This is a genomic window from Exiguobacterium sp. s132 (assembly GCF_018617235.1).
GTDB lineage: Bacteria > Bacillota > Bacilli > Exiguobacteriales > Exiguobacteriaceae > Exiguobacterium > Exiguobacterium profundum.
In genome coordinates this window covers 285,490-300,844 of the sequence record NZ_JACSJU010000002.1, presented here as the reverse complement: position 1 = coordinate 300,844, position 15,355 = coordinate 285,490, and the positions used below count along the sequence as shown (strand labels likewise).

Annotated in this window: 14 protein-coding genes, 1 riboswitch and 1 other annotated feature; of the genes, 7 read left to right on the top strand and 7 right to left on the bottom strand. The window is 48.5% G+C overall.

Annotation, left to right across the window (positions count from 1 at the left end):
* Positions 1 to 31 precede the first annotated feature (31 nt).
* Both KNO78_RS12170 and KNO78_RS12165 read left to right on the top strand, forming a co-directional pair.
* On the top strand, positions 32 to 463 hold the full coding sequence (locus KNO78_RS12170; protein ID WP_015880528.1) for a type III secretion system chaperone family protein: 432 nt from the start codon (positions 32 to 34) through the stop codon (positions 461 to 463).
* Between the two features lie 91 nt (positions 464 to 554).
* The gene (locus tag KNO78_RS12165) at positions 555 to 1,502 is read left to right on the top strand and encodes a DUF4003 domain-containing protein (protein WP_159563367.1); all 948 of its coding nucleotides are present in this window, start codon (positions 555 to 557) and stop codon (positions 1,500 to 1,502) included.
* Here the strand turns inward: KNO78_RS12165 and KNO78_RS12160 are convergent.
* From KNO78_RS12160 to KNO78_RS12140, 5 genes are all read right to left on the bottom strand, one after another.
* Positions 1,499 to 2,221 carry a YwiC-like family protein gene (locus KNO78_RS12160; protein ID WP_214691299.1) on the bottom strand — a complete coding sequence of 241 codons (723 nt, stop codon included), beginning with the start codon at positions 2,219 to 2,221 and terminating at the stop codon, positions 1,499 to 1,501. The genes KNO78_RS12165 and KNO78_RS12160 overlap by 4 nt on opposite strands.
* Positions 2,222 to 2,329: 108 nt before the next feature.
* Positions 2,330 to 2,512, bottom strand: a complete 183-nt coding sequence (locus KNO78_RS12155) for a hypothetical protein (protein WP_031424424.1) — start codon at positions 2,510 to 2,512, stop codon at positions 2,330 to 2,332.
* 123 nt (positions 2,513 to 2,635) lie between these two features.
* Complete coding sequence (locus KNO78_RS12150) at positions 2,636 to 3,268, bottom strand: YitT family protein (RefSeq protein ID WP_031424422.1); 633 nt, start codon at positions 3,266 to 3,268, stop codon at positions 2,636 to 2,638.
* A gap of 248 nt (positions 3,269 to 3,516) precedes the next feature.
* The gene (locus KNO78_RS12145) at positions 3,517 to 5,640 is read right to left on the bottom strand and encodes an MMPL family transporter (RefSeq protein ID WP_214691300.1); all 2,124 of its coding nucleotides are present in this window, start codon (positions 5,638 to 5,640) and stop codon (positions 3,517 to 3,519) included.
* A gap of 91 nt (positions 5,641 to 5,731) precedes the next feature.
* Positions 5,732 to 6,532, bottom strand: a complete 801-nt coding sequence (locus KNO78_RS12140; protein ID WP_159563364.1) for a hypothetical protein — start codon at positions 6,530 to 6,532, stop codon at positions 5,732 to 5,734.
* 130 nt (positions 6,533 to 6,662) lie between these two features.
* Here KNO78_RS12140 and KNO78_RS12135 point away from each other — a divergent pair, with 130 nt between their 5' ends.
* Positions 6,663 to 6,827: a YycC family protein gene (locus KNO78_RS12135; RefSeq protein ID WP_074034904.1), complete on the top strand. Its 165-nt coding sequence runs from the start codon at positions 6,663 to 6,665 to the stop codon at positions 6,825 to 6,827.
* A 14-nt stretch (positions 6,828 to 6,841) separates the two neighbouring features.
* Here KNO78_RS12135 and pulA read toward each other — a convergent pair whose 3' ends face one another.
* A complete protein-coding gene (gene pulA, locus KNO78_RS12130) occupies positions 6,842 to 8,839 on the bottom strand; it encodes a type I pullulanase (RefSeq protein ID WP_214691301.1) in 1,998 nt (665 codons plus the stop codon).
* 68 nt (positions 8,840 to 8,907) lie between these two features.
* On the opposite strand from pulA, the gene KNO78_RS12125 reads away from it, so the two are divergent.
* Positions 8,908 to 9,399: a YajQ family cyclic di-GMP-binding protein gene (locus tag KNO78_RS12125; protein WP_074034908.1), complete on the top strand. Its 492-nt coding sequence runs from the start codon at positions 8,908 to 8,910 to the stop codon at positions 9,397 to 9,399.
* Positions 9,396 to 9,974, top strand: coding sequence for a metallophosphoesterase family protein (locus KNO78_RS12120; protein ID WP_159563362.1), 579 nt, complete (start codon positions 9,396 to 9,398; stop codon positions 9,972 to 9,974). Before KNO78_RS12125 ends, KNO78_RS12120 begins: the two co-directional genes overlap by 4 nt.
* 44 nt (positions 9,975 to 10,018) lie before the next feature.
* On the opposite strand, the gene argS is transcribed toward KNO78_RS12120, so the two are convergent.
* The gene (argS, locus tag KNO78_RS12115; protein ID WP_196430356.1) at positions 10,019 to 11,701 is read right to left on the bottom strand and encodes an arginine--tRNA ligase; all 1,683 of its coding nucleotides are present in this window, start codon (positions 11,699 to 11,701) and stop codon (positions 10,019 to 10,021) included.
* Between the two features lie 57 nt (positions 11,702 to 11,758).
* Positions 11,759 to 11,970, bottom strand: a binding site (T-box leader).
* A gap of 154 nt (positions 11,971 to 12,124) precedes the next feature.
* Between argS and KNO78_RS12110 the strand changes: the two genes are divergently transcribed.
* Together KNO78_RS12110 and KNO78_RS12105 are read left to right on the top strand one after the other, a co-directional pair.
* Entirely contained in the window at positions 12,125 to 13,804 is a 1,680-nt protein-coding gene (locus KNO78_RS12110; RefSeq protein WP_074034910.1) for a GGDEF domain-containing protein, read from the top strand.
* A gap of 98 nt (positions 13,805 to 13,902) precedes the next feature.
* Positions 13,903 to 13,998: riboswitch (SAM riboswitch) on the top strand.
* Positions 13,992 to 15,350 (top strand): Na+/H+ antiporter NhaC family protein, encoded by a 1,359-nt coding sequence (locus tag KNO78_RS12105; RefSeq protein ID WP_256443673.1) that lies wholly within the window; start codon positions 13,992 to 13,994, stop codon positions 15,348 to 15,350. (Overlaps the previous riboswitch by 7 nt.)
* Positions 15,351 to 15,355 lie beyond the last annotated feature (5 nt).

Genomic DNA, 15,355 nt, shown 5'->3' with positions numbered 1-15,355 from the left:
AGAGTAACGACTTACTAAGGGGGATTTCCTTGTGAACTTCGAAGAAAAAGTAGAATCATTTAGAGCGCTCGCCGCTGAACGCAACATGACGTTCAAAGAGAGCGACACTGAAACGCACGTCACGTTCTTGACGCGTGAAACAACAAAATCCGGGGCTCAGCCCGTTATGATTATCGCTTTTAACAAAAAGACGACAGATGCTGAGTTGTATGCTGCTACCGTCACGCACGTCCCAGATTACGTAGAAGATTTACCGATTCTTAATGCCTTGAACGAGTTCAACCAGGAGTTCAAATACTTCCGTTGTGTACTCGACAGCGATCGCGATGTCACACTCGCCTCGACACTCGACCTCGACCTCGGTTTCTCACCAGAGATCATCTTGCAACACTCATTCATGATGTTCCAAGCGGCCGATGAAGTGAACGAGTACATGCAAAAACTCTACACACAAGTACAATAATCAAAAGCCGTCCGGAAATGTTTCCGAGACGGCTTTTTTTGAAACATCTGATCGCCCCCGCTCGTATGATTGGACAAGGAGGCGATTCGACATGACACGATATGAACGATATGTAGAAGCACTAGAGGCCATCAAGACGGCAACAAAGTGGGAACTGACAGATGATTTCCGACGCTTGATGGCCGTTCATTACGCAATTCACGACACCCCGTTCGAGGCATCTCGATTTTCGAACGCACGCGATGTATTAAAACAAAAAACGAAGATGTTCTCGAAGTTTCGAGGCAGTCAAAACCTCGTCTGGCTCTCGTTTCTCGACGCCAAGTATGAGGACATCGGAACCGCAATCGACGAGGCGCTCCGTCTCGATACGTTACTCGACCGGAAACACTTCCGCTTCAGTTCACTACGTCCCTTTTTAGCGAATCAACTGATCAATGTCGAGGAACCCGACCGTCGGCTCGATGAGGCGACCGAACTATATCAAACGTTCAAACGACATCACCCTTGGTTGACAAGCGAGGAAGACTTATTATCGGCGCTCGTGCTCGTGCAAGCGTTTGACGATATCATTGATTTGAACGAACGCATCGAGCAACATTATGCATTATTGAAGGGACGGCTCCCGAAGTCAAACGAACTGCAACTCGTCTCGCACCTTTTGACGTTCAGCGAGTCCTCACCCGAAGAAGCAGTCTCTCGATTGCTCACATGGAAGTCTCAATTAGATGAAGTGCACATCTCGATTCGTCGCGAACACTTACCCGCACTCGCACTACTTAGCATTGTCACGGAACCGAATACGAGCGCGATTCATGCTATTCAGGAAATCGTAGGGGCCGAAAAAGACAAGCAGCGTTGGTTCAACACACATAGCGTGCTCATCGCACTTCAACTTGTAGCGGCCGAACGCATAACAAACGAGGCTAGCGACTTATTGCTCCACGGTACGTTTGCCCACTTATTGGCGATGCAACAAGCGGCGACCGCTGCCACGACTGCCGCCGTTATCGCTAGTACCTCATCAACCACAAATTAAATTAAGAGATTCATCGTGAGACACACCAGTACAAATACAGAGTTTGCGATTTCGACAATCCCAATCTTCATGATTGGGATTTTTTTGCCGTAGAACCAAATAGCACGAATCAAACTCGGGGCATATGCTAAAGCGAGCAGCGGATAACCGAGCGCAATGAACACGACGATTAACAGCATATGATACCCCCACGAAAGGTTACGATACGCGATGCTCTTCTTTTCCCGAATCATCGTCTTGACGAAAAAGATACTTCCGAGGAAATAGAGGTATGGCAAAACGAATACCCATGCAATTGTTTCATCCACGACGTGTGCTCCGTGGTAATAACTCGCCATTCCTCCAATACAGAATGAAGTGACGGCACTGACGTCATTCCATACGTTTCGCTCATCTTTGATTTTGGCAAAATAGGCGTTTGCGAGACCGAATGGAATCATTGCAAAAGCGAACCAGATGAGACTCCATTGCATCCATAAGACTGGGATGATGGATAGTGTAGCAATCATCAGATAGATGATCACGGTGCGTAAAAGCTCACGCGATTTCTTTCGTTGCTTGATGTATTGGAATAAGAAGAATGTCCCCATATAGACAAACAACCATGCAATAGCAAAAGGCACATGTGTCCACACCCATCCCCCGACTGTCCCTCCAAGAACGAACGGTAAAATGAGCATCGACCATGCCCCATGCTGTGTTGGAATCATCCATTTCATCAACCATCACTCCTTCCTCCACTAGTGTAATGGATGGTGAGAGCATGCGCTGTGAGATTTACCACAAAAAGCGAAAAAGAAAACAGGCTGCGCCAGCCACCTATTTCATCACATAGCTTGTTTCTTATTTTTCGCATAGTTCGTTATGAACATGATTCCAATGACAGATAGCGTCAGCATTGCCAGACTGTTCACAATCGTTTTGAGCGTGTGCAGTCCTTCAAGGTTATTCATTACCATCACTGCCATAAGTAATGCGAGGATACTCAAGTTTACGATGTTACGGTTCATCTTCTCACCACCAGAAATTCAATCTATAGTTCATTGTACCACTCTCGATTTGTTAACAGTAATTTTTTTCCATCGGGATTCAAGCCAACCTAACTCGCTCTCACTCTTCATAAAAAAACGATCTCATGCGAGATCGTTTTTTGGTGTCCAATTTGGTGCGACGGGTGTCGCTTTCGGTTCGTCGACGACGAGCATCTTTGTGACGACCCTTCCGGCAATCGATACTGCGATGAGAGTATACAATGCGTTCGATAATGGTAAATAGATGAGTGAAATCCCAAGGACGATCACATCAAAAATAATCAGAATCGTACCGACCGACACACCTGTCCATTTCGATAAGCCAAGAGCGAATAAGTCATCGCCCCCGGTAGCCCCGCCTGACTTCAAGACAAGACCGAGACCATATCCGGTCACAATCCCACTCGCGATGGCCGCAAACAATGTTGCCGGCCATACTTGAATATCAAACGTGAGCAAGTCGAGACGGTCCCACATCGCATAACTAAGCGACAAGGACGAAGCGGCTAGTACCGCTTGCCCGACAAAACGCCATCCTCTCCACCACAAAGCGACGATAAAAAATGGGATGTCGAGCACGATCATCGAAATCGCCGGGTCGATATCAAATAAATAACGACCGAGTAGCGATAATCCGACGAACCCGCCTTCCGCCAAACCAAACTGTTCATTCAAATAATAATAACCGAACGCCATGATCAGCGTTCCGAGCACTATGGTAGCAACTCGTTTCATTCCGATTGTCCTCCCCGTTCTTGACGGAGAGGAGGATCCTCAGTCGTAGCTGCGGTTCCATCTGTTCCATCTCCGATCTTCCGTTTGTTGATTGATACACGTGTAAGCGATCAGTCAACGCTAGAAGTCCGGAAGTTGGAACAGAGGCCATGTCCTCTCGGTATCCATAAAGACCTTCCTTTCTCAAATTGCGCGTAATCTTGTACGTAGTTTACCACACATTTTGATTCAGTTCATGAATTTTACCTTTAGTGCATGTTACGTTTCGGTAAATCTTTCTTTCCGAACCACCACCAGTTCCAATCCCCGAACAGTTTCATGAGAGACGGAACGAGCAGGATCCGGATGATGGTCGCATCAATGAAGATGGCGAGCGCAATCCCCACGCCGAGCTGTTTGATCGGGCTCACACCCGTGAAGGCGAACGCACCCGTCACGACGATCATAATGATGGCGGCTGAAGTGATGATTTTACTCGTCTTCGCAAGCCCCATCTCCGTCGCATAGTCATTGTCGCCCGTCTCGCGGTAATATTCCTCGATTCGCGAAACGAGAAATACCTCATAGTCCATCGACAATCCAAAGACGAGTGAGAAGATGAACACCGGTGTCAAAATACTGATTGTTTCTGCATCGTACACATAACCTGATTCAAAAATGATGACGAGTAAACCGAACGTCGCCCCAAGACCAAGCACGTTCATAAGAATCGCCTTGATTGGAATCAAGATGGATCGGAACGCCCACATGAGGATGAAGAAGGTTGCCAAGATGACGGTGATGACCGCATAGGGAATGCTGTCATAAATCTCATCATAAATCTCTTCATTGAAGGCTGCCGGTCCGCCGACTTCAAACCCTTTGTCTCGCCAATCGCGTACGAATGCTTGCGCTTCTTTGTCGCTCGGAGGTACATCGAAGCTGACATTCACGAGCGCCAAATCTGTATTCCCATCAAGGGTCACAAGTCGCTCAAGTGGGGCGAGTTGTTCTGGCGCCGCTTCGGCGAGTTGCGTAAACGTCTCAGGCGTCAATCCGGATGTCGTTAAGAAAGTCGAGACATTATCGACAATATCGACCTCGTTTAACTCATCTGTGAGACTCGTCAATTCCTCTAAAATCATCGGATCGGTCAAATCGTTCGCTTCAAACAGAAGGACCGCATCGGTCGAGTTATCCCCAAACACATCGTCCCATCGTTCGAGTGCCGCTCGTGATTCATATGAGGTAGGGAGCGCATCGGCGTCCGGAATGTTCAACTCTAGGTCGCGCACGAACCAAAGACTCGGGAGCAGGATCAACAAAGCAATGAGCGTCATCGTCACCGGACGCCTCATCACGAAGCGAGCAAGTTTTTGCCAGCGCTTTTCAGATTTCGTCTCATCTGTCTTGATGATTCGTCCTTTATTCAAGGCGTCACCGACTAAGTAAAGCGACGACGGCAACAAGGTCAGTGCAGATAGCACGGCCCCCGCGACGGCAATGAGGGCACCGAGAGCGACCGCCTGAAAGACATCTACTTGAATAAATAGGAGTCCGGCTAATCCGACAAAGACACATAGACCTGAAAAGAGAATCGAGCGTCCCGCCGTCGCTACCGTCCGGACAATCGCCTCTTCTCTCGATTGCCCGCGCGTTAACTCTTCCCGATACCGATTGACGAGTAACAGTGAAAAATCAATCCCAAGCGCAATCGCAATCATGGCGACGGCATTGAGAACAAAGATAGATAATTCCATGTTTTGTGCAAAAAAGAATAGCGATCCCGCTGCGACAATAAAGGTAATCAACCCGACGAGTAACGGCATGAGCGCGGCGAGCGGTGTGCCGAAAACAAGCAACAACACGAGAAGCGCGACCGGAATCCCAATCAACTCCGCTCGAATCAAGTCATTTTTCGAAGCTTCGTTTAAGTCATCCGCAAAGACCGGTTCTCCCGTCAAGCGGACTTCGGTATCCGTATCAACGATGAGCGCGTCTCGGACGGCATCGATCGAGGATTCCGCCGCATCATAATCTTCGAATTCCAGCACGAAATAGGATACGTCCCCTGAACGCGCGTCCGGATTCTCCGCCGGGGTAATCACGCCATCAATTGATGGAATTTCCTCAAAACGGTCTTGTTGTTCGTCCATGACCGCCTCCAGATTTCCTCCTTCAAATAAGACGATCATTGAAGCACCTGCTCGATCAAATCGTTCATTCAACTGATCTTCTACCTGTTGGAAACGTCCGTCTTGAATGGCAAATCCGTTTCCTCTCAACTCACCCGGGAGCTGTAGCCCGAAATAAACTGAACCCGCGAGTAAAATCGCCCATATGAGTAATACGCCATACCGAAAACGAACCAACTGCCTACCTAACCATTCCATTGATGTCACTCCTCCCTGTCTATCCATCTACTTCCCGTTTCTCGATTCATTCATCATCACTTCACAAAAAATTCCTGAACCTAGGTTCGGTTCAGGACTCTTGTCGTTCAAAGACTTGAAGCCAGCTATGACAAAATCGAGGTGGTGCGGACAAGACGACGAGTCGATCCCCTCGTTCATCTAACAGCATTACCTTCAATAATTGGGTGTCTGCACACACGCTTGAGCAAAATAATTCTTCCTCTCGATGAAACAGTTGGAACGACTCTGTCGATGTGATCGCCGTCGTTTCTCCCACTTGATCGAGAATGACCGTGTCGCGGTTTCCTTCGTATGGAATGCGCCAGGTTTCTTTCGTCTTCACATTTTCAACTAAAAAATGATGAGTTCGTTCATCGAACAATGTCACACACGTTTCAGGTGTGAATCGTTCAAAATCATACGTCCCTTGATACGCTAGCTCGATGATGTTCCCAAAGACAGGGACTTCTTCATAGCGGCTATATCGAAACGTATGATCATGGAGGTTCAAGGCTACGACATCCGATTCGGCTGAATATAAGAAGATGTCATCGCCTTGCCAATAGTGCAAATTGCTAAACCAGTCTCCGTTGAATCGTTGAGGGATCGCATGCGTCTCCATCTGTCCTCGTTGTAAATCAATGACTCCGTAAAGTCCTTTTTCCTGGAACCATGCCACGGCACGTCTTGCATTCGGCTCCACATATAGGGCGCATGGTGTCCATTTCCAGTCGATCTCCCAGCGAATTTGAGACGACTCGTCAAAGAACAAAAATCCAGTTTGCGCCAAGTACAACATCCAACCTTCACCTACACGTTCTAGCCATTCGATCGTTTGATGAAATTGAAAGTCTGCTGTTTGTTTGTACATTTGATCACTTCCTAGTTTCAGCTTAGCAACGACCGAAACGAAATTCGATTTTGAATGTGTTCATTCAACACATTTTCGATTTTCCTGTATACTGACGGTAAAGACATATCGTTTAGAAAGGAGACCTTCCATGCGTCCATTACAACTATCACCAGAGACCGCAGTTGAACTCGCAAAAAAATTAAACGTCCCCCTCGAGGAACTGATGCATATGCCAAAACACATCCTCGTTCAAAAAATGATGCAACTCGAGGCATCTCAAACAGAGGAAGACACACCAAAGGAGACGGATTAACGTCTCCTTTTTGGTTACTGCTCTTTGCGTTTCCGCTTTCTCGATACATACCAGAGACCACCGATTACAGCGAGGGCCGCACCACCGGCCACAGCGTACTTGCTGTAATCTGGGCGACGTTCGGTTACGACTAGTGTCGAGAGTGGAGCGACCGTCATATGACGGTCCTCGACTTGACGTGGCGCCGTCAGATTAACGGTATGGTCCTCCACGTTCACCTCGAACTTGCCAGATGGAAGTTTGACCTCAACCGCCTCCTCGAGTGCGTTGTGGTAGACGATATGTCGTTCTACATATCCTTCCACATGACGGCTCAATTCAAAGGCAATCACACCCTCTGCTTCATCAAAGAAACGCAAGTGTTTGCGAATCTGTTCCGTGTTTTCGAGTCGGAAGAGCGGATATTGCTTACGCAGACGCAAGAGACCTTTCACATATTCCACACTTGGCGCTTCTTGCTCCGCCCGGTTCCAGTCCATACGGTTGATGACTTCGCCTGAATTGAAGCTATTCTCATCCCCGTCTTTTGTCCGGAAAAATTCCTGTCCACTGTGAAGGAATGGAATCCCTTGACTTAGGAGCACAATCGACGTCGCCAAACGGTGGCGACGGCGACGTGTCGTCTCGTCATCTTCCGGATTCGTCACGGATAACTTGTCCCAAAGCGTCAAATTGTCATGACATTCTACATAGTTGACGACCTGGTTCGGCTCATCAGCGAAACTTTGGCTCGTGATGCCACCAGCAATCCCTCGTTTCACATCTGCTGTCATATCCGTGTTTCCACTCACCCAGCCCGGTAAGTCTTCGATGAAGACGTCTCCTCGGACACCGTCTCGAATCCCATCATTGAATTGGGCGATGCGTGGCATCTTATGCGCATTATGCTGATTCGCTTTTTTACGAACCGGGAGCGGTGTATCCAAATCCCACCCTTCCCCGATGACAAGAATCGATGGGTCGACGCGGTCGAGCGCTTTCCGAATCTGGTTCATCGTTTTGACGTCATGGAGTCCCATCAAATCGAAGCGGAACCCATCAATCATGAATTCTTTCGCCCAGTACGTGACACACTCGACCATGAGCTTACGCATCATCGCACGCTCGGATGCCGTGTCATTCCCACATGCCGAACCATCCGCGAGTGTTCCGTCTTCGTTTAAGCGATAGTAATAGTCCGGGACGAATTGCCCGAGCGGTGTTGTCAACGCATCATACGTGTGGTTGAAGACAACGTCCATGATGACCCGGATGCCTCGATCGTGGAGCGCTTGAATCAGTGCCTTCAATTCGACAATTCGCGTCGCCGGGTCATCTGCCGACGAGGCGTAAGATCCTTCGACCGCAAAGTAATGAACCGGATCGTAACCCCAGTTATAATTGTCTTCCCCTTCACGTGACTCATTCACCGAGCCGTAGTCAAAGAACGGCATTAATTGGAGATGAGTGATTCCAAGCGAGGTAATATAATCGAGTCCGGTCGGGTAACCGCTCGTGGTGGTCGTACCCGTCTCGGTCATCCCTAAGAACTTCCCACGGTGCGTCGCCCCACTCTCTGGGTGACTCGTCAAATCACGGACGTGCGCCTCATAGATGACCGCCTCTTGTGAAGAATTGAATAGCGGACGTTCTTTGATCCAATGGTCCGGGTTCAAAGATGCCGGATCGAGCAGACATCCTCGTTTCCCATTCACTCCGACGACTTTCGCATACGGATCGAGCGACTCTATTTTTTTCCCATCAATCAGCGCTTCAAATACATAAAATTGACCTTCGAATAAGGCACGGTCGAGTTCGATCACCCACGTCCCCTTCTCAGCCGGCTCGAGCTCGAGTCGTTCAAACTTACGGGCACGGGCTGTTCGATACAACTTGACCGACATCTGTTCCGCTACCGGAGACCAAACTCGTAGTCGAATCTGTTCCCCTTTGAACGTCACCCCTAGGTCTTTCCCGTGATAGGCAACGTGATCTAAGTCTGCATGTGTGTGTTGATCCATTGTACGTTCCATCTCTTCACTCCTTCACTGCTTCAAATCTGCTATCATTATAACAAAACCACACAAAGGATGGATGAAACATGGCAAAAGACAATTCTTTCGATATCGTGTCAGAAATGAATCTTGAAGAAGTAAAGAACGCAATCCAAATTGCGGAAAAGGAAATTTTGAACCGTTATGACTTCAAAGGGTCAAAGAGTGAGATGTCCCTCGACAGTGGCGACCTCGTCCTCATCTCGGATGACGACTATAAACTCGAGCAATTAAAAGACGTCTTGATCACGAAATTGATCAAACGCGGTGTCCCGACGAAAAACCTCGACTATCAAAAAGTAGAGAACGCACTCGGCGGCACGGTTCGCCAACGTGTGAAATTGAAAAGCGGCATCGACAAAGACGACGCGAAGAAAATCAACAACGCCATCAAGGAATCAAAACTAAAAGTCAAATCGCAAATCCAGGACGACCAAATTCGCGTGACAGGTAAGTCGCGTGACGATCTTCAAGCCGTCATGCAACTCGTACGTGAACTTGAATTGTCCGTCGATGCCCAATTTACGAACTTCCGATGAAACTCGCCATCATCAGTGACCCGCACGGTTCGTTTGATGATTTAAAGGCCGTCCTGGATGACGTTCGTCGCGAAACCGAGCATATTCTCTGTCTCGGGGACCTCTACGAATGCCATGTTGGCAAAAAACGACGTCACGAGCGCTTTCATCATGTAGAAGACGTCGTGACGTACGACCCAAATTATGAAGCGTTACTCACATTCCCGAGTCTACGAGGCAATCAGGAAGAGCGAATCGACGAGGTGCTCGTAATCGACCATCCTGTGAAAACACGGATTTCGTTATTGCCGGAACAGACGACTCTCGAGGAAGCACGCTTTTTACATGGACATCAAGTGAAGTGGAATAAAGACTGGGAACCGATGGTCGAGAAAGGAAAATACCCACTCGTCTTCATCGGACACAGTCACATCCCCGGGATTTACCGAAAGGGAACCTCTCTGCCGTGGGAACTCGGGACACCGTTCCATTTGAAGAAAAAACGATATGTCATTAACGTCGGCGCCGTCATCTTCGATCGGGAATGGTGTCTATATGACACGGAAGCCCGAACGGTCACGCGGATGAAAGCATGAATACAAAAAAGGACCTCAATTTTTTTGAGGTCCTTTCGTCTGTCTTACATTTCTTCCGGAGCTTCGACACCGAGTAAACGGAGCCCTTCTGTCAATACGAGCGTCACTGCCTTGACGAGAGCGAGACGCGATTGTTTGCTCGCATCTTCTTCTAGGACGCGGACGTGACCGTAGTACTTGTTGAACGCTTGCGCGAGGTCGAGTACATAGCGGCTGATGATTGATGGTTCGCGGCGTTCATGCGCACGCGTGATGACGTGTGGGAACGCATTGAGCATCGTGACGACACCCCATGAGTAGTCATCGTCTGCACCAGTGAATGGTGACCCGTCATAGTTTCCTTTACGAAGGAGTGAGTTCGCACGAGCGTTCGTGTATTGAACGTAAGGTCCTGTCTCCCCTTCGAACTTGAGCATGCTGTCGAGATCGAACTCGATGTTGTTGATGCGTTCGTTTTTCAAATCGTGGAAGACGACCGCGCCGACACCGACCATGCGGGCAACGTCTTGTGCGTTCGCAAGATCCGGGTTCTTCTGCTCGATGTTCGCCTGCGCTTTCTCGATAGCCTCTTTCAAGACTTCCTCAAGAAGAACGATGCGCCCTTTACGTGTCGACATCTTCTTCCCTTCTTGCAAGATCAAGCCGAACGGCACGTGATGCATGCCATCAACAAAGTCATATCCAAGCTTACGAAGGACCGAGAAGAGTTGTTTGAAATGGAGCGCCTGTTCGCCACCGACGACATAGTTCGCTTGAACGAAGTTGTACGTCTCGTAACGATAGATTGCCGCTGCCAAATCACGTGTCGCGTACAACGTCGCGCCATCTTTTTTCTTGATCAAGCAAGGTGGCAAGTTCTCCTCTTCGAGCGAGACGACCATCGCCCCTTCACTTTCCACTAAGAGGTTTTTCGCTTCTAGCATCTCGACGACGCGTCCCATTTTATCGTTATAGAACGCTTCCCCGTTGAAGCTTTCGAATTTCACTCCAAGAAGGTCATATACTTTCTGGAACTCTTTGAGCGACTCGTCACGGAACCACTGCCAAAGCTCTGTCGCTTCCGCATCACCATCTTCAAGCTTTTTGAACCAAGCACGGCCTTCGTCTTCGAGTTCTGGTTGTGTCTTCGCCTCTTCGTGGAAATGGACGTATAATTTCAAGAGTTCTGCGATTGGATTGGCGCGTACCGCTTCCTCATCGCCCCACTTCTTGTAGGCGACCATCAATTTCCCGAACTGAGTGCCCCAGTCCCCAAGGTGGTTGACGCCGACGACGTCATATCCGTTTTTACGTGCGATTTGGTTGATCGCATTCCCAATCACCGTCGAACGCAAGTGACCCATCGAGAACGGCTTCGCAATGTTTGGTGACGAGAAGTCCGTCACAATCGTTTCATTGCGTGCTTCGTGTGTCGCATATTCCGATTTTTCCTCAAGCACGGTGTTGATGATTTCTTTTGATACGACATCACGGCTCAAGAAGACGTTGACGTAAGGTCCCGCCGCCTCCACTTTCGTGAACAATTCATCGTTCAATTCATTTGCGATATCTGTCGCAATCATGACAGGTGCTTTTCGGTAAGCTTTCGCCAATTGGAAACACGGGAACGCGAGGTCACCGTGCGCCTCGTGTTTTGGCTTCTCAATCAATGCTTCAATTTGGTCAATCGTGAGTTCTTCACCGATGACACGGGATAGTGCTTCTGCATATTTGCGTTCATAACTCATCTGTATGTCCTCCTTCTTCAATAACAACTCATAAAAAAAACGCCCTTTGCATAGATGCAAAGAGACGGGAATTCCCGCGGTACCACTCTTCTTGCCTGCATGATGCAGACCGCTTTATGGTGATAACGGTTCCCTCCGGCTATGCCTACTCTCGTTTCGGATAGCATCTCAAAAGTGCGTTTCGCGACGTTTGTCAGCCCAGGCTCTCACCAATCCCCAGGTCGCTTTGTTGACTAAACCATCGTTACTCTCTTTTTCATCGACTTTCGTCTATGCGGTTGAAAAGCAACTTCATTATAGAGGATATTCCCTGTATACTCAATGCTAGAATTCAAGCATGATAAAAGAAAGGCAGGACTCGCACGAAATCATGACGAATCTTTACTATTATATCTTGAAATGTCCCATGCTAGGAGGGAACACATGAACCACTTTCGCAAGATGTCCATGCTCGGTTGGAGTATATGGAGTGTTTTGTTCTGCTTCACCATCGGATTATTTGCATTGGATGTGCTGCACGCCCCGACCATTGATCCGTTGTCCTTTATTTTAATCTCATTACTCGTCATCATCTTTCAACTCGATTCAATCGAAGTCAAAGGTGTGTACTTCACATTCTCTGAGAGTATCGTATTAATTCTTTTTCTATTCTTTGGATTTGAAACAGCACTCATCGTCAACCAGATTGGATTATTCGTCTTTCAATTCGCCAATTTGAGACCAAAAGTCGCCATACGCCGTTTTCGCTTCACCTATCCGTGGAACGCCATTACGGCATACTTAGAAATTGTCATTCCCGCTACCGTCTATCTCGCCCTCGGTGGGGAGACTGGAATCGATTTCTATTCGAAAGAATCATTCATCCCGCTTGCCGGGTTATTTCTTGCCATCTTCTTAAACACCATTTTCCAAAAGTATCAGGTGAGATGGTGGTTCCGCGTTGATATCGGGTTGAGTGACTTTTTGAAGATCGCCTTCTACACATACGTCGTCAGTTTGATTTTCATCTTAGCCGCAGCATTCTTCCGAGAGACGAATTTACTTGTCGTGAGCAGTATCGCGGCAGCACTGACCTTCTTCATCAAACGACTTCTCATTCAAAAGGGACGACAGGATGCGTATAAATCTCTGATTGAACAGTACGACGAAGCGAAAGAAGCCGTCTCTTTGTCTCAGAGCGAAGCGCAAGCCATTGAAGTCTTTTTAAGTCAATGCGAACAATTGAACCATTACGATGAAGGATATATCGAGTTCAAGCTATTCAATCGCACACTCTATTTCGACTTGAAGACACGTCAACCGATTGATCGCCCCATCGTATTTGCGCTACTGGATATCAGTCAACCTGTCGAGCCTGTCCTTGACTACGAGATGCGATTTGAGTGGGATGCTTCATTGTCTGACGCTTTCCATGACGACTACCATAGCTTCGTCTCAATTCGTTCGGAAGAAATCGAGGGAATCCGAACATGGATCGTGATGACAGGAGAACCTGTATATGGGTATCCGAAGATTATCCAACAAGAAATCCTCAAGTTGCTCAAGTCGTTCAACCGGACCATCAGCCGTTGTCATGAACGAGATCGTCTGTATACCGAGAGCCGGACGGATAGTTTGACTCTCCTCGCCAATGCCCGCGCCTTCTACGAATACGGGATTCAACAAATATCCGACATCTCGATGTATCCGATCTCGGTCGCCATGCTCGACATCGATTTCTTTAAAAAAATCAATGATACGTATGGCCATCAAGTCGGTGACCAAGTGTTGCAGGAATTTGGTCGACGTATCCGGCAAGCCCTTCGCGCTGATGACTTTGCCGCCCGTTATGGTGGGGAAGAGTTTATCTTGCTTCTCAATCATTGTGACATGTCTCAAGCCGTTGACATTGCAGAAAGAATTCGCCAGCAAATCGAAGCGAAACCGTTCCTTGTCGATCATCATGAGATTTCTGTGACTGCGTCCATCGGGATCGATACAATCGATGCGTTTGGAAATAAGCGATTAGACGATACGATTCGAAACGCGGACCGTGCGCTATATGTCGGTGGGAAATACGCGGGACGTAACCGTGTGGCGCACTTCAACAATTTAACGACGTAAACTCCCCTTTCTCACATCGAATTGGGGAGTTTTTAAGTTGACAAGCAGATTTGAAACAGGTACGTTAGGGAACGTGTTTACTAATTGGATAGATTCACTTTTTATCGAGAGAGACGGAGGGACTGGCCCTGAGAAGTCTCGGCAGCGGGGAACCTGTGCCAAATCCAGCGGGCGCATTGCTCGAAAGATGAAAAGGGTATTTCGCACGAAGGACCTTTTTCTCAGAAAAGGGTCCTTCTTATTTTTTAGTGAGGTGATTATTTTGGAACAACCAACAGCAAACAAATGGGCACTCTTGCCGTTACTCGTCTTCTTACTCTTCTTCATCGGGGCGGGTGTCTATTACGGAGACTTTTATAAGTTTCCGGTACTCGTCGCAGCCATCATCGCCTTGATGGTTGCGGCATTCATGACAAAAGGAAGTGCCACCCAAACCGTCGAGCGCATCGCGCAAGGAGCCGGCAATCCGGGCATCATCATCATGATTTTCATTTTCTTACTGGCTGGCGCCTTTTCAACGGTAGCGGAAGCCATCGGGGCAATCGATGCAACGGTCAACGCCGCCTTGACTCTATTACCACCTTCGCTTCTCTTGAGCGGACTCTTCGTCATCGCCGCCTTCATTTCAATGGCGATGGGAACGTCGACGGGTACAATTGCGGCACTTGCACCGATCGCCCTCGGTATCCATGAAGAGAGTGGCGTCAATGTCGCCATCGCTGCCGCAGCCGTTGTCGGAGGGGCGATGTTCGGGGACAATCTCTCGTTCATCTCAGACACGACCATCGCTGCCGTCCGGACGCAACGAACGAACATGCGTGATAAATTCCGCACGAATTTCTGGATCGTGTTACCGGCCGCCATCATCACGACGGTTTTACTCGCCGTCTTGTCAAATGGGGAGTCAACGGTCGATGTCGCCGCATTCGAATGGTACAAACTGATTCCGTATCTTGCCGTCATCGGACTCGCATTGACAGGACTGAACGTCATTTTGGTTCTGTTAGGTGGCATCACGCTCACCGGCATCATCGGTCTCCTAGATGGAAGCCTATCCGTCACGGCGTTTGTGACAGCTATTGCGGACGGGATGATTAGCATGGCCGAAATTTCATTCCTGACATTACTCATGGGTGGACTCGTCGGTCTCATCTCACACAACGGCGGACTCACGTATTTACGTGACGCGTTGACATCTCGTATTCAAAAACGTGCCGGTGCCGAATGGAGCATCGCCGGACTTGTCAGTGCGACAAACGTAGCGACGGCGAACAATACGATTTCCATTCTCGTAGCCGGTCCACTTGCAGCGAACATCGCGGACGAGTATGACATCGAACGGAAGAAATCAGCAAGCGTACTCGACATCTTCTCATGTGGGGTACAAGGGATTCTTCCGTACGGAGCTCAATTACTCATCGCTGCAGAATTGACGAAGACCGCATCGCCGGACCTCGTCCCGTTCATGTTCTATCCGTTCCTACTCTTTATTTGTGGAGGAATCGCCATCGCATTCAATTTCCCACGTTTTAAAAAACAGTCATAAGTGAA